We start from the raw sequence: 19398 nt of genomic DNA, 5'->3' as shown, positions 1-19398 counted from the left end.
ACAATCATTTAAAAATTATAAACACCTTTCCGTTTCTGATGCCTCCGTTATCCATTACCAGCAGGTAGGTTCCATTTTCCAGTTCACCGATATTAAGTCTGGTTTCTGTGGTGCCGGCGGCGGCTGTGTAGTTTTTCACCTTTTGTCCATCCACCGTGAAGAGTGAAATACCGGCTTTGCCTTTTACGGGTGCATGATTCACCACCAGTTTGTCTGCCGCCGGATTAGGAAATATGCGGAGGTCATTGTTTTTGGATAGGCTGGCGGACGACATGGCTTTCATCAGCGCTTTGTCGGCTTGCTGACGCATCATCAGTGCGTTGCCGAGGTTGATAGTGGCGCTGTAGGTCGTATCTCCTTTGCCATCAGTGCGATAGCCGCCGATTTTGTAGTAACAGTTTTGTGCCGGTGCATGGGTGTCATCGGTGATATAGTGTGTTTGGTTGATATTGGAAGGAAGGGTGGCGATCTTCGTAAAATTAACATTGTCAGTAGACCGGAAGATGCCGAAGGTAAAAAGATCTTTAGCCCAGTCGGTATTGAAACTGAGGCTGACGGTATCGCCACCGGAGCGGATAGCGCTGGCCTGGGTGAAGGTCACCGGTTGATCGGGGGACTGGATCGCATTCAGGTATTTTTCCAGCATGGTGTAGCCGTCGCCATCCACGCTGTTGGCATTGATGCCGGTAGAATCGCCGCCGTTCATTTTCTCCCACCAGTCGGGCAATCCATCGTTGTCCGTATCATCGGGGTAGGTGGTGGATGTGAATGCGGGCCATCCGCCGACAGTATTCTGGCTGTCGATGATACCAGAAGGGTGTCCCATACCGGATGCCTGGTAGCTGGTATCTTCGAAAGTGGCGGTGCCTGTGCGTGTTTCCCGGATAATGCGGCGGTCTACAGTGTCGCGGCGTGGCAGTGTAGCGCCGGCATTGGCGGTAACGGACGTATAGGCGTCTACGGCAGTTTGGGTGACTACAGGTGCATAAGGAAACGGCGTGTCTACACGGGCTGCAGCCAGTGCGGCGGCAGCGCCGGGTTGACTATCCGGATGTACGCCATAGGTCCAGTTATTGGAGGACGTGTCTGTCGTTTCTGTTATACAGGGATATCCGGGTACGTAGTTGCCTTTGATATAAAACTTCCCGCCGGGAATCGTATCTCCCCCAACAGACACGCTAAAAGTGGTGTACAGCAGGATACGGTGCCGGCGGTTGCTGGTGGCGCAGGATGCACTGCCGGTAGTAGCCGGACCGGGTTTGTAGTAATTGTTGACCATATTATGATGACCGCCGGCTCCGCCATAGGTAGCGCCTACCCAGTTATAGACCACATTGTTCCGGAAATCGACGTACTCGCGTTCAGGTTGACCGGTGTTGGCACTGCCGGAGAAACGCGGATTACGGTTGCTGTGGCTGGCCAGCAGGTTATGATGGAAAGAAGCCTGTTGGCCGCCCCATATACCGCCATAACCATGTGGTGTTGTTTTTACATGTTTGGATTTATAGAGGCTTTCGCTCAACACACTCCATTGCAGTGTGAAATCAGAGATCGCATAAAAAGATCCGGCTTCGTCGGTGGACCAGCTCAGGGAGCAATGGTCCACGATAATATTGGAATAGGGATTGGTGACCGGTGAGCCGAAGTTGTTGTACATCGCATCCACTGCTTTGGCGGTATCTGCGGGGTTGAGGATGATATCCCCCGGGCGGCTCCGGATATAGCGGATAATGACATGGTTGGCCCGGATAGCCAGGCCGTAGTTGGCCAGGCAGATACCGTCGCCGGGCGCTGTTTGTCCGGCTATGGTGATATTGTCGCGGGCAACGACCAGCGTACTGAGCAGGTTGATAGTGCCGGATACTTTAAACATGATGGTCCGGTTGGGCTGGCTTACTGCATCCCTGAAGCTACCGGCGCCGGTGTTGTTAAGATTGGTCACATAATACACACTACCACCTCTGCCGCCTTTGGCGAATCTGCCCCCGCCTTCAGCGCCGGGGAAGGCCAGGGTGGTATCGTTGAGCGGCGGTTCGGCATAGGCGTTACCGTTAGTGACAGCGGCGAACAGCGTTGCCGGCAGTAAATGAAGCAGCCATTTTTTCATAAATATTTTCCCGGATATTGTTTACACCAGTATTTGCGGGAAAGCGCTGCCGGCCGGGCCTATTGGCCGGATTAGGCTTGTTTCACTCCACTTTGCATGGAAGAGCACTGTCGGTAAAATGAAAGACGTGGTAAACAGGCTTCTTCTTCTCTACTTTCCCGATGCTATAGTATAATGTTGGTTGATATAGTTGTTTCTCCAAAACAAGTTACGTTTGAAAGCGGGTACTTTGCAACCATTGGGGCAGATATATTTCCGAGAACGTTACCGGAAAATGAAAATGAGGGGAGATGTATGGGACCTATTTTATTTCAGACATATCTTTTCCGAGTAAATTTTCATCCCGTTGCAGCTCATGTTGCTGGCAGAACTGAATCAGTTGCTGTAGCCGTTTCTGGTTATCATATTGGAGGTTCCAGTATAACTTTTGCTGGCAATCGGAACAGAGACGATTAGGGGCCTGGTCGGTTTCCTGGAGGCTATTGGAGCCATTCATAGCGCACCGGGCATGGAGGCAGTGATGGAGGGAGAACATGTGGCCGATCTCATGTGAGGTGACTTTGATCAGTCGTTTGAGGCACTGCTGCCCGTGCGTGGTATCCTGTAATCTGTAAATAGATGATACGCCTATTCTGTCGACATAGGATGCCAGTCCGAATACATAGTTCCACTCTTTTTTCGGGTACAGGTCCCGGGCGCTGATACCCATGAGTACAATGCCGTCGGCAGGGATTTTTCCTTTCAGTAAAGTATCCAGTATATAAGGCGCCAGCAGCTGAATATGGCCATCTTCCCGTTGCCGGAAGGTGTTGCCCGGAAAAGCGCTGTCTGTTTGTGCGGGTAGCAGCACTGTTTTTAACTGGAAGAAAATAGCTGTATACTCAGCGGTGGCTTTCAATATTTTTTCCTGGGCCGGAGGGAAATCGCCAATGGGTAGCAGGTAGATGACTGACCTGGCGGGAGATGGTTTTACCGGGTGCATCTGTTGGTAGGCTTCAAAAGTCTGTACTTTTTCAGGATGCTCAAAGCGCCATTCTCCTTTCCGTGGCGTGGCCAGTGGAATATCATTAGCCGCTACGGCTTCAAAGTATTGGGTTTGTTGGGTACTCCTGTGGCCGCAGGCTGTCAACAGGAAAACAAGGCCAAGGTATAGGGGGATTTTAGGAACGGGCATCAGGATTGTTTTATTCCAGATGAAAAGATCTTTCAATTCCATAATCAAAATAAAAATTTCTGTACTTTATCAGGTAAATCCCCTGCTGAAAATAACTGTCAGCCCACAGGCGAAGCTATTATCGCCCTGAAGTATCGGGAGAAGCCGCCTGTGGCCGGTACTGTTATTTTTATATATTGCGAACCGTGCTTATATTTACCGGCATTTCAGCAGGTTATCTACTTAAAACAGCAAAACATACAGATGTCATTAATAGAAAAAGTACTCCATACACCGGAATTAACCAATCAGCCGCCAGTATTGGTGGATATCGGAGCATCGGGCGCTATTCACGCCCGGTGGAAAAAGATCGCGAAATATGCCGTTTGTATTGCGTTTGATCCGGATGACAGGAAATACGGTTACATTGTTAAAGAGAATGACAACTACCGGAAATTGTATGTGTTTAACTGTGTAGTGGCCGACAAGTCCAGCGACGGGGAACCTTTTTACCTGACGCATTCGCCCTATTGTTCCAGTTTCCTGGTGCCCCGTATGGAAGATCTGAAGCCTTATGCTTTTGCCGATAAATTTGCCATAGAACGGGAAACGAAGCTGATGACCCGCACCATCCCGGAAGTATTACAGGAACTGAATATTGGCTATATCGACTGGTTTAAGACCGATTCCCAGGGTTTAGACCTTCGCATTTTCCAGTCGCTGGAAGATAAGATGGCCCGTCATATTAAAATCGCGGAGTTTGAGCCGGGCATCATGCACGCTTACCAGGGAGAAGATAAGTTGCATGCTGTATTGCGGCATATGGACAACCTTCCTTTTTTCCTGAGTGAAATCACGGTCAAAGGTCCCAACCGCATTTCGCAGGAACAACTGCAAAGTATCAGCTCCAGCCCCTTCCTGCAAAAACTGCTGGCCGCGTCCCATAAAGAAACTGCCGGCTGGGGAGAAATGGTGTATCTGAATAATTTTAATGCCAGCGATGCCCATTCCCAACGCGACCTGCTGCTGGGTTGGGTGGTGGCTACCCTAAACGAAGAAAACGGTTTAGCGTTGCAGATTGCTGAGCAGGGTACGAAACAATACCAGGCGCCTATTTTCGAAGAGTTACGCCGGGGAAGTATAAAGCATATACGCCGCAGCTTATGGAAACTTCGTTTCATGAGCCACGTGTGGAGGAAGTTGTTCTAAAATTTTTCTGTATAAAGATGACCGGCCCGCTTTTAAAGCGGGCTTTTTATTGCCCGGAAAAAGCGGAAAGTTCACCATAATTCAGTAAATTATATTGTCGAGTTTTGCACTTAGTAATGTGACTTTCCTGCGGATTATTTTAATTCAGTTGATTATGGTATTAAAAATTATCAATACTGTATTGATCCTTTTTGCCGTGTATATGGGCTGTAAACAAGGATGCGCGATGTTTTCAGGTAAGCCGGACATGCTGGAAATGTTCGGGAAATGGGGTTTTAACAGAAACGGCGTTATGATCAACGGTATTGTTACTATGCTGGCAGCCGGGCTGATACTGATACCCAGAACTTTTGTATGGGGCAATTTCCTGATGGCGCTGGGTATCCTGCTGATTATTTGTTTGCACCTGATGGATAAAGATTTAAAAGGCGTTTTAATAGAACTGCCTTTCCTGTTACTGAACCTGGTGATCATCTATTTACAGCACCCGTTAAAAAATGTTTGACCCATGTTTCGGCTCCTGCTTTTTATCATCGGATGTTTTCCCATGATCACCCATGCACAAAAAATCACTTCATCATCTTCCCAAAAACAAACGATGGATTTATCTAAAATAACCCACAAAACCGTAAAGCAGGCCATTGAAGCGCTGCAAGCCGGTGATCAAAGCTGGTATTCATTTTTTACGGAGAGCCCGGCCATGACAGACGATGGCAATGCTGTTGATTTTAAATCCTTCTTTGCGAAAGCGCTGGGCCATGAGAAGTTTCTGTCAATTGACAAGGTGGAAAATGGCGGGAAGGACGTGTATGGCAACTTTAAAGCCGGCAGTTGGGGAACTTTCAAAGTGTTTTTTAAGTTCCATGAGGGCGCAGGCGGTAAGTTTGACCGGCTGGACATCGGTCAGGCAAAATAGCCGTTATTTCCCCAGGAAAGCGCCGTCCACGATTAACAGCGTAGTTCCTTTAGTCGTCAGCGACCGGTGTGAGCTCAGGTTGTCCGATACTACATAACTCATACCTTCTGTGAGTGTAAATTGTTCTCCGGATTCGAGTTCACTGATAAAATCGCCTTTGAGGCAATGTACGATATGTCCCTTCTGACACCAGTGGTCTGCTATATATCCTGCTGAATATTCCACGATCCTGATCCGCAATCCGTCAAATTGAAGTGTTTGCCAATAAGCCAGGCCTTTATCGCCGGGGTGGGTTGTTTTGGGTATTTGTGTCCAGTCAATTGCCTGGAAAGGAATGTTATGCATAGGAGATGTTTTCGGAACAATGATACTGATTTTTAGACAAAGAGAAGCGTCCGGTGATGCGGGTGCTTTTTATGGGCGGTGCGTCGGAGGTGAAGTCCGGGTGCAGGTTGCTTTTTCAGATTCCTGGGTTATCAATCTTTCTCTGCAAGAAAAACAATGACAATTATTACCTATTTTACATTGATTGTAACTCCCTTCCCTATGCATAAGATATTATTTTTTGTAGCAACGTTTATATTGGCACTTGCAGCCTGCAAAAAAATAGCAGAGAAAATTAATTTCCCTCCGGACCAGTTTTCTGTGGTAGTTGCGAGAAAAGCTACCACTGCGAAGCTCACCTGGAATGGGGCCACTGATCCGGATGGCGATACACTCACATTTGCTGTAGAACTGGAGGGACAGTCTTTGGTAAATGGATTAACGGTGACTCAATATGAAATCACGGGGTTATTACCGTATCAAGGTTACAAAGGGAAGGTGATAGCCACCGATCCTAAAGGGTTGAAGCGTATCGTTGATTTTGAGATTATTCCCTATGGAGAGCAATTGCTTGTTTATGAGATGATTTCCCATCTCGCCAGCTTCGATCTGGATGGAAATCGTGCCTGGGAGCATAATTGGGATTGCAGAGGGGCGCCAGTCGTCTTTGGTGATACCCTCATCGTTTCAATGGGGTCCAGTATCATTGCGGCAAGGGCGAGCGATGGAGAAATGCTTTGGATAAAAAAAGATATGCCTACCGGCCGCATACGATATCCCATGCTCCATAATGGTATTGTGTACGTGGAAGCTGCCGCAAAGTTGCATGCCTTAAATGTAGTAGATGGATCTACCATCTGGAGTATGAATTGTGATAGCCGGAGAGATCTTGCGATTGGGAATGAGACTTTGTATTTATTAGATGTAGATGCTAATGATAAGGCGAAAGTTCACCTGAAAGCCATCCATTTAAAAACCGGGATGTTAAAATGGAGTGTGTCACTTTCATCGTCCGCCGTTTCGGCGTTAGTGGCTAAAAATGGTATGCTTTACTTTACACAGGCTGCATCATGGGATAAACCTGATTATCTGCTGGCGTTTGATGCCAATACCGGTATTGAAAAATGGCGTTATGAACTTCCTGGTTCATCCCTGTTTGTGGAAGAATCGGGAGCACCGGTTATTCTGGGGGATATCATTTATATTCCGGTGCTGCAAACGTCGTCCTTGGTCAACAAAACATTGCTCTATGCCTTCCATGCCAATGATGGTAAGCTGGTATGGAAGCAATATTTAGAGAACATTTACACGGGAGTAGATGAACTGGCGGCTGATGCAACAGGTATCTATGCCTGTGGGAATAATCAACTAATCAAGGTAAATCCTGCGAATGGATCAGTTATTTGGTCCCAATCCGGGGATTTCTCGGGTAGTATTACTCTAACTGAGGAGAATGTATTTACTACCTCCGGCGGGATCCGGGGAACGGTGATGGCCTTTAATGTGGCTACCGGCCAGTCTAAAAGAGTGGTCAACGGTTCTGCTAATTACTTTTATTCACCTGTGGCGTACAAAAATGAAAAAGTATTTTACCCGGCGAGAAGTCCTATGAGTACAAAGAATTAGGAAATAAGGACATCTGTGTATTATAAGGGAGTTTGGTTACACTGTTTTTTACACTGCATTCCTGGAAAATTAGCTGTGAATTATCTGAACGACATTGATAACGGAGGCTAAAAACTGATAAAGAATATTAACCGAAAGAACGGCTGTATTATTTGATGATACAGCCGTTCTTTTTTATTTAATAAACATTATACGGTGGATTCACAGTATAGTACCAGTTTAACTGTGCAAGGTCCCCCTTCGTAAAAACATAATACGGATTGGTGCCTGCATCAAAATCGGCCGGGGCGCCAACATACCCTGTCAGGGAAGACATGGCGCCATAGCTGGACATGATAGCCAGCAAGGGATCCTGTTCTGTTTGGTGCGTGTTGGGAATGGCTACTTCCGCAGCGTTGGTATCGTAGTCGCCACCGGATACTGCTCCGGTATGTCCAAAGCCCAGGGTATGTAAAAACTCGTGAATGATCAACCTGGTATAATACACATGTGCCCAGCGTAAATCTGTTTGATTAAGATCGAGGTTGATCGAAATCAAATCTCCTGTTTTTCCGCTGCCATCGGGAATATGTGCGAATGCAGGCGCCGATCTTGTGCCGCTATTATCCGCTCTGATTACCACATCGTAGGCGGTGCCCGGTGCCGGAATTACGTCGCCATAAGTGATACTGGTGATCTTAATATTGGGAGATATCTGGCTCAGGTACTTCCGGGCTACCGGGATAGCAGCGTTAATAGCCTGAGCTACTGCATTTCCATCGGCGCCGGACAGCCGGTTGTCAACAAAAACGGTGATGTTCCTGCTGCTGGCGAAATCTACTTTTTTATTAAACCAGATATTGTCTGCCGGCTTAATGTTGATCAGGTTGTTTTCGAAGGACAGCTCTTCCTGTTTACTGGGTTTGCTGCAGCTAAAGCAGAGCAATAGTGCTGCGGCGATGATATATTTTGGTTGCATAGAAAAAACGTGTTTATAGATTAGGGTCTGTCATTGAGGAAGGTGAGGTTATCGTAGAACCATGTTTTACAGCCTTGCCATCCTCCTTTAAAAGTGCCGTCGTACATGAGGTAATATACCTTCACATTTCTGGTGGCCGGGTCCCAGGCGGAAGCGGCGGCTTCTGTGGGATTAGGACTTAACGCTGCCGAACGCCCCAGTACTGCTTCCGGTTGACCAAAGTAATTGGTGACCCTGATGATCTTACCATTTCCACTGGGGTCAAAATGCAACACCGGGCAAAAGTAGTCGTACCAGTTACTCCAGGTGTTGGTGGCTGAGCTCCAGTACAAATGCGCATTTAACGGTTTGTTATTGGGATCGGTGTAACCGTTTTTAAACATGTAGGCATCTCTCATCAGGCAGGTAGAGTCATCAATCGTTACCAGGTCTACCGTGGTGCTGCTGATGACGGTGTTCTCCCTGAACTGATAGTCGGTCATACCACCGCCGCGTAGGGAATAAAAGCCGTCGTATTTGTTTTTAACGATCAGTTTGTAATACACATAAAACCTGTCGGTACTGATAGACAGTGGTTTGGGCACTTCTGCAATACGGTAGGCGGCCATATACTTGTCGTCCGATTTTACCTCTTTGGTGTTGACTATCAGTGTAAAGTAACCGACATTTTTACCTGCCGGGATGGTCACTTTTAAATTTTCACTGATGACGGTATTCTCCGGGAAGAACGTCCAATCTGTACCCTGAGCGAGGTTGTATTTGGTAATAGCAGAGATGTCCCGGGCCAGTGTTACTGTCACGTCCTGGTTGAGGGTACCGGTGGAACCGGCAAGATAAACCGGGATGGTAATCGTATCTACAGCTTTGAGTGTGGAGGGTAGCCGCTTGAGTGTTTTTACGCGGCTATCTGTGGAAGAAGTGGCGCCATCATCCATAGGCGCTAATTCCACGATGTTGGTGCCTGGTATGTCTGACATCGATGTGCCGAATTTGTCTTTCAGACAGGACTGCAAGGTGATTGTCAGGAGACTGATATATATAAAGTACTTTTTCATCTTTCAATATTTAAGAACCATTCAAAAATTATCTGCCCCAGAATATTTTTTTAGTCAGTACATCTTCTCCCTGGGCCTTTACATTCGCGGTATTGGTAGCATATTCCAGGCTGGGATAAAATACTCTTTTGGGTAGTGCCGGTGCACCCGGATATTTGGAGCCATAGATGTAGGTAGGCCATCCGGTGCGACGGAAATCGGCGTAAGGTTCAAATGAATTGACGCCATTCATAGCGATCCATTTTTGAGAAAGGATCGTTTGTAACGGGTCGGTGGTCAGGTCTATGTTAAAGTTATTCACCTTGCCTGTCGTTTGTGCCATATAACCGTCGGCATCCGCAATAGCATCGTTGGGCTGATAAAACTGGTTGCCGGCGGGATCTGGCAGTGAGCCTTTGTATAAATAAGTGAAGTTGGCACGCACCCCGTCTTTGTAGAGTGCTTTATAATCGCCCGGAATTATGTTTCTGTAGGCTGCTTCTGCTTGCAGGAAATAACTCTCAAAAGCGGTGATCAGCGGAATAGGTTGATTTACATTCTTAATAATGCCAAAGCCATTGGTACCTGAGAAACTGCCGTTTACGTTGTCGCCCCATGCTAAACCTGACAGGGTATCGTTATTAGCGGTAGGCATACCGAAATAGGCGCCTTTGAAGTGGTTGGGATTATTGTCGTAAGGGGCATACATTCTGTATAACCGCCAGTCGCCATAACCATTAAATCCATCCCAGTAAAAATTAACCGCCGCTGCATTTGCCCGGAAGCTGTTGTAGTTGGCCGTCCGCTGATTTTGACTGATATTCCAGAATCTTTCTACCAACGGATTCCCTTTTCCGCTTTGGTTAAAAAAGCCTGGGTTCACATTGCCTTCTGTTTGTACACCGGAGATGTAACCATCGGTAGCAGCGCTACTCAACAGGTTTTGTAATGCTGTGGCGTAATACGGCGGTTTGTTGCTCAGCTGGCTTACCCTGAGCAGGAGCCTTAGCTGAAGTGTATTGATAAATTTAACCCAGTTGGTTTTATTGCCGTTATACATGATATCGCCTTTAGGGATATTACCGGTCCAGTTTTTAATCAGGTCTCTGGCGCTATCCAGTTGCTGGTACAGGTCATTGTAAATAGCGGCGGCATCGTCATATACAGGGGTTGGATATTTATCTATCTGTAACGCCTGTGAGTAAGGGATGTTACCAAACAGGTCTACCAGGCTGTGATAACAAATAACATTCATGGTTTTGACAATACCCCTGTAAAAGTTATTGCCGTTTGCATGCTGGTCAATGTATTGCAGATTACCAAGATAGCTATAGTAGCTGCTCCATACATTCTGGAACCATTTGTTATCGAAGGTGTAGTTGAATACATATGAATTCACGAAAGAACCACCACCGTTTGTCAGATATCCCATCCAGAATGTGATGTCGTTAGAGCCCATATTCTGCTGGTAGGCGATGTCTCTTAACTGTGGTGACAATACCAGGTCGATCGCTACATTATTGGGACTATTGGGATTATTGTCATTGATGTCAAAATATGATTTTGAGCAGGCTGATACACCCGTTATCAGCAGTAAAACAAGGATATATTGTGTGAGTACTTTCATTTGTAAGAATTTCCTGTTGAAAAAATTAAAACCTGACGCTGATGCTGCCACCGATGAACCTTGTTGGCGGTGTTTGAGAAGTATTGGTGGTACCATCTGCATTGTAGGCGCCGCCCAGGTTGAATTCCGGATCAGTCCAGATATTTTCTGATGGTCTCCACATCAACAGGTTTCTGCCGGTAACCGCTACGGTAGCGCCTTTGATCGTTTTAAATCTGCTGAAGAGGGTAGCTGGTAAGGTATAGGTGAGTACCACTTCCCTGAGTTTCCAGAAGGCGTTGCTGGTAACGTAAGGCGTTCCTATGGTGCTATATGACTGCCAGAACTGGTATACGTTGGCAATTTGCCTGGATTGGTTATCTACATAATGCCCGCTTCCATCATCGTAAACGGAGTTAGGGAATACAAACCGCTGGCGGTTACCGTAGGTAGAGTGCTCGGAAGCACCTGTCCAGTCCAGTGTTTGGCCAATCTGGTTAAACAATACGCCACCGCCTCTGTAGTCGGCCACAATGGTGAGACCGAAGTCTTTGTAGGAAACGGAGGTCGTTAATCCCAGGCGGTTGGGCTGAAAAATAGAGCCCATAAACTTATAAGCCGCAGCGCGGGTGGGGTAGCCATTTTCGTCTACAATCACTTTTCCGGTAGCAGGGTCCCTGGATAAATCGGTTACTTTTAAGGCCGGGAAAGCGTGACCTACGATGGCATAAGCATCGTTTGTCATGGACAAATCGGCGCCGTTGTTAGGCAATGACACCACTTTGTTTTCAATGTAGGTAAAGTTGGCGCCTACATCCCACCTGAAACCGGCGGCCCGTTTATCAAGGAGTGTAATTCTAACATCTGATTCTATCCCAAAATTGCTGGTCTCTCCACCATTCACAAGCATAGCAGAAAAACCTGTTGCGGTAGATACCTGCGTAGGGATTGTTTGGTTTCTTGTGCTTTGCTTAAAGATGGTGCCTGTGAAATTGATCCTGTTTTTCAGGAAGCTAAGTTCAATACCGGCTTCTATTTCGGTAGTTCTTTCGTCTTTCAGGTCAGGATTAGGCGCCAGCAAATTTTTGCTATAGCCCACTTTGTTGTTATAGGGATAATTGTTGGCAACGTTGAAAGAGGGCATCGTCAAATAAGCACCATAAGTACTGATAGTACTGAGGTTTACCTGACCGGTCTGGCTGTAAGCCACTCTTACCTTACCAAAATTCACCACATGATTGTCGAATAACTGAGGCAACGCATCCGAGAGGATGAATGCCGCATCTGCCGATCCATAGGAGAACCTGCGATTGGTGGCGGTTAATATGGAGGTCCAGTCAAAACGATAACTGCCGTGTAAAAACAGGTATTGGTTAATACCGAAGGACACATCGGCAAATGCTGCCTGCTGATGAAGGGCTGCTTTGGTTTCACCGGCTGTTTGCTGACCGATATAACTGGATACGTTATAAAAGTCATTAAACGCGAGTGAGGTGGCGCCAAAGCTTTCCGTATTGTATTTATCCTGTACTACAGAGTGGCCCAATAGGAGTTTGGAGCTGATATTTTTGGTCAACTGTTTTTTGTAAGACAGTAGTAAGTCGCCGGTGATATGTGATTCAAAGATAGATCCGCCGCTGGTAGTGGGCAATAATACCTTTCTGTTCGATGCCTGGGTGCCACCGGGAATGTTATAGGGATTACTTTGTTCATAATCGGAGTATTGCCAGCCGTTGCCGGTGTTTTTATAATTGAGGGAACTGTAGGTATAACCAAACCGGTAGCTGGCTTCTATGTTGTCTGTTATAGCGAGTTTAGCGGCCGCATTTCCTATAAACTTATTGTCGATGCTTTTGTTGCGGAAATTGCGCAGGTTCCACCAGGGATTGTCGTTCCAGGCGTTGTAGTAATTGTCCGGGGAAGAAAAGAAACCGTCTTTAAACCAGTTTAAATCAATATATGCCGGAGAATTCAGGATCTGATTGTACAGCATTCCCCTGTTCCAAATCTGGTCTGTATTGGTGTTGGTATAACCCAGGGCATAATCGAAGCTCAAAATGCTGTATTTGGTGCTTCCGTTCAGTTTAAAGAAGTTTTTCGTCAGCTTGTTTTCCGGGATGATATCTGAGCGGTCTGTCCGCTGGAAAGCTACATAAGTAGCGGTGTTTTGTGTGGCGGTACCCAGCGACAGGTCATATTGTTTGGTGATGCCTGTTTGAAAAAAATCGGTGCGGGACCCTTTTTTAGGGGAGTAAGCCGTCTTTATCACCGTGTCTTTATAGGTACCGTCGTTATAGAATATTCGTTTAGGCGTGCCTACTTCCACGATACTCCCATCGTATTTAGGGCCGAATTGCTGATTTTCAAAAGGAACATTCATCGTTTGTCCGGTTACGGGATCTACGTACTGGGATTCGCCGCCCCAGCCACCGTAGGAATATTGCAGGTTAGGCAGTTTGGAAATACTTTCCCATTGTATGCTGGTTTTGAAGTTGATGTCCGTCTTACCCGGCGCCGGTTTCTTTGTCGTGATCACCAGGGCGCCGTTGCTGCCATTGGAACCATACAGGGAAGCTGCTGCGCTGCCTTTGAGGACGTTTACACTTTCAATATCATTGGGATTGATGTTGTTCAGGATGCCAGGTGGTACAATAGCGCCATCCAGCACTATAATGGCGGTGTTGTTTCCCGTGATGGACCTGTTGCCCCGTAGGTTAATTTTATAGGAGGGGTCGAGGTTGTTGTCCTGTGTTTGAATAGAAAGCCCGGATACTTTACCGATTAATCCGGAAGTAGCGTTGATGTTTTCGGCCTGGTTGAGTTCTTTGCCGGTGATTGTTGTAGCGGCATATCCCAGTTCTTTAGGCTGACGTTTAATACCATAGGCGGTAACGACTACTTCCTGCTGAAACGTCGCCTTTTGTTTCAGGCGTACGTTGAGTGGTTCCTCGTTAGTTACCGGGATTTCTATCATTTCTGTTCCAACGTAGGTAAACACCAGTATTTTGGAACTGTTGGCGGGAACGGAAAGTTGAAAACGGCCGTTGGCATCGGTACTGGTACCAAGGGGCGTGCCTTTAAGCCGGATAGTTACACCGGTTAAAGGAATTCCCTTTTCGTCCGTCACCACCCCTTTAATCAGCAGGGGCGACTGTTGAATGGAGGAAGGCGAGGCGTTATTCCGATTGGGTGCATCTGATTTTAAAACAATAATGTTATGTCCTACAATCGAGTAACTGAGTGGTTGCCCTTTCAGGCAAACGGCCAGCGCATCGGATACGGAAACATTATTCAGATTTACTGTAACGGGTGTTGTTTGTTTTAATACATCATCTTTGTAGAAAAAAACATACTCCGTCTGCTTTTCTATCGCTGCGAATATCTGTGGGATACGCATATTTTCCCCTTTCAGCGTAATGTTCTGTGAATAAGAGGTAGCGCTTAGTTGTATGCTGATTGCCAACAGCAGCAAAAAGATCGTTTTCATCTTGCATAACGTTAGGTAAGGGCGTGCCAATAGTTGTATTCTCCCGAATACAGGTTGTGGAAAAATCATGTTTTTTTGGTTGAGTAATGAGCAATAGACTTTGGTACCTCTTAAATTTCAAAAGCGCTTTTGTGAATTCAGTGATCCCTGTTTGATTGATCTTTTTTAATGATAATGGTGGAATTGTTTATTTCATATTTGATATTATTCAGGTCTAGTATTTTCAGGAATTCAGACAGATTTTCATTGCGTTTTAATTTGCCGGTGAATGTTATATCTGCGGCATGATCTTCAAACTGAACATTTACATCGTACCATCTTTCTATCTGGCGCATCACAGCGGAAAGGGATACCGATGCGAATTGTGTATACCCGTTTTTCCATGCTATCACGGCATCTATATTTGCCGGCCTGGTGAGGTTCATTTCACCTTTCCGGGTTATATTGAGCTGTTGGTTGGGTAACAATACCCGGGATTGCCGTGTGCTGTTAGCATGTACCTTTACTTTCCCTTCCAATAACGTGGTACTCATAAACGGCTCATTTGAATAAGCGTTAATATTGAATCTGGTTCCTAAAACTTCCACCCGGCAGCCGTTATTATCCGCTGATTTATTGTCTGCTTCCACAATAAATGGTATAGGTTGATCCTGGTGTTGTATTTCAAAATAGGCTTCTCCCGTGACGTATACCTTCCGTTCCCCGTTAGGAAAAACTACCGGGAACCGGATGGAGGAAGCGGCGTTTAGCCATACTTTGCTGCCATCGGACAGTTGCAGGAAATACTGGCCGCCACGGGGCGTGGAGATGTTATTGTACAGTATTTCATCACTTTTATCGGCGGCGCTATAGATGATCTCACCCGTTTGGGTTTTTATGACGCGCCCTGTTCCCTGTATTGCCAGCAGTCCGTTTTGAGCGCTGTCCAGGGCAATGGTTTGTCCGTTATGGAGCGTTAGGGTAGCTTTGTTACTGCCACCGGCTATATGCAAACCGGAAGCAGGCACTTTGGGTGATGGCCTGTTGTCTGAATGGTAGGCATAATAACCTGCCAGGCCCAGCAAAGCGGCCACGGTTGCTGCCGCCGCCCATCTTTTCCAACTGTTAAGTAGGGTGGGCCGGGTGTTGATGGCAGCGTACGGTGTACCGGAAAGGATATCGTTTACTATCTTTTCGGCAGCGGTGTTATCCAGGAAGGTGTTTATCTGTGCAGGATGCTGGTAAACGTCTTCAACTATTTGGGCTACCAGCTCTTTGGCAGCGGTTTCATTTCCGGTAAGGGAAAACAGTTCATATAACTCCGCCAGTTCTTCTGCGGAGCAGCTATCATTTACATATTTGTGGAATAATACTACCAATCTGTCCTGCATAAACGCTGATATAAGGCCTCTAAAAATATTAGACGCATAACATTTATGCAAAGGGGTACATAAATGAAAATATTTTTTTAGAAAAGAACGGTGTTGCTTAGTGTGTTTAAAACCAATGTGTTAGGAGTAATATGGTTTTCGGGTGAAGGGGGGAGTGGTTCCTCCGGGGTTTGTGTATAATCGCAAACGCATAGGAAAATAACCAATAGGAAACTCTGGTCCCGCAGGAAGGTTTGAACAATCTTATTGGCCGCCATAATATGTTTTTTGACAGTTTCCTTCGAGATCTTTAGTTGAGCTGCTATTTCATCATGACTAAATCCGGCTGTTCTGCTTAAATGAAACACATGTCTCTGCTGAGGGGTTAATGAGCGGGCGGCCAGGGATATGGTGTCCTGCAGGTCGCGTAGCTTAATAGACTCTTCGGTGCCGCTGTCTGTGTCGGCACTGTTTTCCTGAATGGATCTGATAACTTTTGTCTCGGTTTTCTTTCTTCTTAGTTTGCTGTAAATATTGTTCCGCACCATGGTGTGGAGATAGGCGGTAAAGTTTTCGATCTCCCGGAGCGATTCCCGGTTTAACCAGATAGTGGTAAATACTTCCTGTAAAACATCTTTGCTCTCGTTGTCCGATTTCAATAGCTTTTGAGCGACGAAATAGACTTTCGCCCGGTGCGTTTCAAATAGTCTTACAAATGCAGTTTCATCCCCCTCTGCTATTGCATGCAAGAGTATTTTATCCTCCATTGTTAGCTCATTACTTATTCGGGCTAAAGTAATGAAAAATAGCTATAGTTATTAACCTTATCTTGTCAATTTTTCGTGGTATTGGGTTACAAAACGGTAGGTCTTTTTATTCAAGAAAGCTTTCATACTCCGGGGTCGACAAGGCAGCACTGGTAAATGGATAAACGGCGTGTTCATCCGCCTCATCATAATTTTTAGTAATAAGGGATATGTTTTTTCCGTTTATGCGATCCCGTGCTACGTCTGTGAAATAGTAGGCGGTGGTGCCATTTTCCTTGTTGGAGCTAAATAACACCAGTGCCCTTTTATGCTGGGCTGAATAATAGATAAGGTATTTGTCTGTTTGTTCCATTAATTGAAAATAGCCGGATATTTTTTTGTCTGTACCGATACAACCATGTTCATGTTCACGGAAGGCGATTTTTTGAGGGAATACCAGGGAGTCTTTCAATTTAAAACCAAAGCTAACATCTGTGGAGTAGCAGTCTGGTGCACCACAGTCAGCTCCGTGCAGGTTAAAGGGGATGTCTATCGACAAACTGTCTCCTGCAACGGTTACGGTGTTTCGGATATACATTTCCTGCAGAAAACTTTCTTTCAGTATTTTATTTTCCTTTTTTTGGAGGATGACTTTTCTGAGGGAGTCCTGGTGTTCTTCAAATGTTGCGGGGGCTGAGGTATCTGTTGTGTTTACTACAGGAAGACTGTCGGCATGAGTTGTTGCAGGCCGTTCGTTTTTGGGCTTACACGAACAAACAATGATGATGATGAATATGGGCAGGAGTTTCATTTTTGAAGTTTTTCCTTTTGATGCTATTTCTCTGATAATAGAGAAAATAACTTTTCGATGTTACTAATATCGTGATAATCTTTAAAAAGAGTTTTTATATCATTTATCATGTTTTGCTTGAGGGTATATATTTCCCGGCAAAAATCATTATAATTAAATGTAGCCTTCTTTTTTCTATCCAGCTTCAATAATACATTACCGGCCTCTGTTTTTACTTCCAGCTCATAAAGCTCATACATATTATATAAGTTGTAGACGGACGTTTTGTTTGTCTTTAATTTTTTCAAAACATCATATAAATCATAAGAGAACTTAATTAAATCTGCCTTGAAGGACAATGAAGTATTCCCGTTCCCCTCTATTGAAACGTCGCCCCAAATCAGGTTCTCCCCTAAAGCAGCTACCGAATAATTCGAAACATCTTTCTTGCTGGTTTCCTGATAATGCTGCTGGTCTATTTTGTATAATAGTTTCATAACAAATCACAGTTCTTTTAATGGTGCTTTTTAAAAGATGTTCCCTTTATTGAAAGGGTCCGGTTTATATTATTGGGTTGATTTCCCAGGGGGAAAGTAACCGGGTATCGCTGCCGGACATGTGACCTATAAAAGATCGGCAGTACCCAAAAAACGTAAAGCATAACTTTATACTTTACGAAGTGGGAAATTAACAGAAATTCGGCTTTCCCCGTAAAGAAAATTTGTCCATTTTAGCTATCTTGTAATAGAGAATGTTTCATAACGATACTAAGTGGGGAGTAATTGAAAACACTGATTGGAACCTCAATTTGCCATCGTAACGCTTCGTTAATTGCCACAAATAATCGATTGCTTAAATACCGCTCCGGGTTTGGGCCTGACTGTCCACCGATTACCAATTCAAAGCACGGAATTCTATTTTTATACATATTAAATAAATAACATTTATGAAAAAACAGTTATCTCTGACTGCCCCGAGAATGAGGCAGCTTCAGGCGCAGTACCATGAGCTTATTGCTGCTGGTACAATGTTTTCTATCGCCGATTTTCTGAATTTCGGCAGTTTTACTCTAAAGGACTACTGTCAAACACTGAACCCTCATCCTCAAAGTGAAACCATCATTAAGATTGCACAACAATTCTGCGAAGAACATGGTATCTGGATTGAGCAGGCGAAGCACTATATCACCTGCGAACTTTTTCTGTATCCGGACGCCCGGTTTGACAGGCTGGTGTCAATGGTGGAGAACAACGCCATTGATTATTATCTCAATGACATTATTGGCCGGGACCTTTTCGGTCACTTAAATGCCGCAAAACAAACCGAAGCAAGGGAATTGATGAAAAGAATGGCCAATGTCGATAGCCGCCTTTCATTGCCGGAAAATGCAACATCGGTCGAAAAGGCAAACATTGAAATTCTTACATTCATGAAAAGTACCTCCCCTTTGCCATGGTTTGAAAAGTTCCTGCAGCTTTATTGTTATCATATTGATGTTACTCATAGAGATGGGAACGCTGATGCACAGGGATATATTTCATCGGTAGAAGAGTACATTGACCTGCGTTGCCATACTTCCGGGATGCATCACATTGTAATGCTTATTGAGTATGCAGCCGGTAAGTTTTTGAATATGAACTGGTGTTCAGATTTGGGAATTGACCGTTATTTACAAAGAATAAACTTTTTAACTGCTGCTTTTGGATGCCTGTCAAATGACCTTTTCTCTTTTGAAAAGGAGGTTGTTGATCATTCAACAGATGCGAATCTCCTGACGATAGTCGCTTTGAATGATCCGACGTGTTCCCTGACGGAAGTGATCGTTAAATCAGCAAAAATTGTTCAGGAAATGTTGATTGAATTATTGGATTTAATTGATAAAATTAAAAAGCAGTCACACGATTTATCCGGTACTGATGAACTGGAAAATGGCGCCCTGACTTCCTATATAAAAGGTATTGAAAAGTGTATACAAGCCAGCTGGCTATGGCAGGTTTATACGAAACGATATAAGCGTCCGTCTTCAATTTTCGTGGAAACAGTATTGCCTGAACCAGTGGCACAAGCTGTATAGAAGATAAATACTGTTCCAC

At 45.3% G+C, this 19398-nt stretch carries 16 protein-coding genes; 5 read left to right on the top strand and 11 right to left on the bottom strand.

Features of this window, described 5'->3' with window-relative positions; genetic code table 11:
- Window positions 1–4: 4 nt before the first annotated feature.
- Window positions 5–2107, bottom strand: coding sequence for a T9SS type A sorting domain-containing protein (locus ICL07_RS09315; RefSeq protein ID WP_188087636.1), 2103 nt, complete (start codon window positions 2105–2107; stop codon window positions 5–7).
- 301 nt (window positions 2108–2408) lie between these two features.
- Window positions 2409–3281 carry an archaemetzincin gene (locus tag ICL07_RS09310; RefSeq protein WP_188087635.1) on the bottom strand — a complete coding sequence of 291 codons (873 nt, stop codon included), beginning with the start codon at window positions 3279–3281 and terminating at the stop codon, window positions 2409–2411.
- Window positions 3282–3524: 243 nt separating this feature from the next.
- On the opposite strand from ICL07_RS09310, the gene ICL07_RS09305 reads away from it, so the two are divergent.
- From ICL07_RS09305 to ICL07_RS09295, 3 genes are all read left to right on the top strand, one after another.
- Window positions 3525–4469 carry an FkbM family methyltransferase gene (locus tag ICL07_RS09305; protein WP_188087634.1) on the top strand — a complete coding sequence of 315 codons (945 nt, stop codon included), beginning with the start codon at window positions 3525–3527 and terminating at the stop codon, window positions 4467–4469.
- 154 nt (window positions 4470–4623) lie between these two features.
- Complete coding sequence (locus tag ICL07_RS09300; RefSeq protein WP_188087633.1) at window positions 4624–4974, top strand: DoxX family protein; 351 nt, start codon at window positions 4624–4626, stop codon at window positions 4972–4974.
- 3 nt (window positions 4975–4977) lie between these two features.
- Window positions 4978–5385, top strand: coding sequence for a hypothetical protein (locus ICL07_RS09295; RefSeq protein WP_223151789.1), 408 nt, complete (start codon window positions 4978–4980; stop codon window positions 5383–5385).
- A 3-nt stretch (window positions 5386–5388) separates the two neighbouring features.
- Here ICL07_RS09295 and ICL07_RS09290 read toward each other — a convergent pair whose 3' ends face one another.
- Window positions 5389–5730: a DHCW motif cupin fold protein gene (locus ICL07_RS09290; protein ID WP_188087631.1), complete on the bottom strand. Its 342-nt coding sequence runs from the start codon at window positions 5728–5730 to the stop codon at window positions 5389–5391.
- Window positions 5731–5931: 201 nt separating this feature from the next.
- Between ICL07_RS09290 and ICL07_RS09285 the strand changes: the two genes are divergently transcribed.
- Entirely contained in the window at window positions 5932–7335 is a 1404-nt protein-coding gene (locus tag ICL07_RS09285) for an outer membrane protein assembly factor BamB family protein (RefSeq protein WP_188087630.1), read from the top strand.
- 178 nt (window positions 7336–7513) lie between these two features.
- Here the strand turns inward: ICL07_RS09285 and ICL07_RS09280 are convergent, their stop codons facing one another.
- From ICL07_RS09280 to ICL07_RS09245, 8 genes are all read right to left on the bottom strand, one after another.
- On the bottom strand, window positions 7514–8293 hold the full coding sequence (locus ICL07_RS09280; protein WP_188087629.1) for a zinc metalloprotease: 780 nt from the start codon (window positions 8291–8293) through the stop codon (window positions 7514–7516).
- 20 nt (window positions 8294–8313) lie between these two features.
- Window positions 8314–9348, bottom strand: coding sequence for a DUF1735 domain-containing protein (locus ICL07_RS09275; RefSeq protein WP_188087628.1), 1035 nt, complete (start codon window positions 9346–9348; stop codon window positions 8314–8316).
- Window positions 9349–9376: 28 nt separating this feature from the next.
- Window positions 9377–10954, bottom strand: coding sequence for a SusD/RagB family nutrient-binding outer membrane lipoprotein (locus tag ICL07_RS09270; RefSeq protein ID WP_188087627.1), 1578 nt, complete (start codon window positions 10952–10954; stop codon window positions 9377–9379).
- Between the two features lie 25 nt (window positions 10955–10979).
- Complete coding sequence (locus tag ICL07_RS09265; RefSeq protein ID WP_188087626.1) at window positions 10980–14420, bottom strand: SusC/RagA family TonB-linked outer membrane protein; 3441 nt, start codon at window positions 14418–14420, stop codon at window positions 10980–10982.
- Between the two features lie 137 nt (window positions 14421–14557).
- Window positions 14558–15790 (bottom strand): FecR family protein, encoded by a 1233-nt coding sequence (locus tag ICL07_RS09260; RefSeq protein ID WP_188087625.1) that lies wholly within the window; start codon window positions 15788–15790, stop codon window positions 14558–14560.
- A 77-nt stretch (window positions 15791–15867) separates the two neighbouring features.
- On the bottom strand, window positions 15868–16536 hold the full coding sequence (locus ICL07_RS09255) for an RNA polymerase sigma factor (RefSeq protein ID WP_188087624.1): 669 nt from the start codon (window positions 16534–16536) through the stop codon (window positions 15868–15870).
- Window positions 16537–16642: 106 nt separating this feature from the next.
- Window positions 16643–17326, bottom strand: a complete 684-nt coding sequence (locus ICL07_RS09250; RefSeq protein WP_188087623.1) for a hypothetical protein — start codon at window positions 17324–17326, stop codon at window positions 16643–16645.
- Window positions 17327–17349: 23 nt separating this feature from the next.
- Window positions 17350–17802 (bottom strand): hypothetical protein, encoded by a 453-nt coding sequence (locus ICL07_RS09245; RefSeq protein WP_188087622.1) that lies wholly within the window; start codon window positions 17800–17802, stop codon window positions 17350–17352.
- Between the two features lie 449 nt (window positions 17803–18251).
- On the opposite strand from ICL07_RS09245, the gene ICL07_RS09240 reads away from it, so the two are divergent.
- A complete protein-coding gene (locus ICL07_RS09240) occupies window positions 18252–19379 on the top strand; it encodes a terpene synthase family protein (RefSeq protein WP_188087621.1) in 1128 nt (375 codons plus the stop codon).
- Window positions 19380–19398: the final 19 nt, after the last annotated feature.

Source organism: Chitinophaga qingshengii (genome assembly GCF_014529935.1).
Classification (GTDB): domain Bacteria; phylum Bacteroidota; class Bacteroidia; order Chitinophagales; family Chitinophagaceae; genus Chitinophaga; species Chitinophaga qingshengii.
Note: the sequence above shows the minus strand (reverse complement) of the source record. Positions and strands in the feature narration are given on the sequence as shown.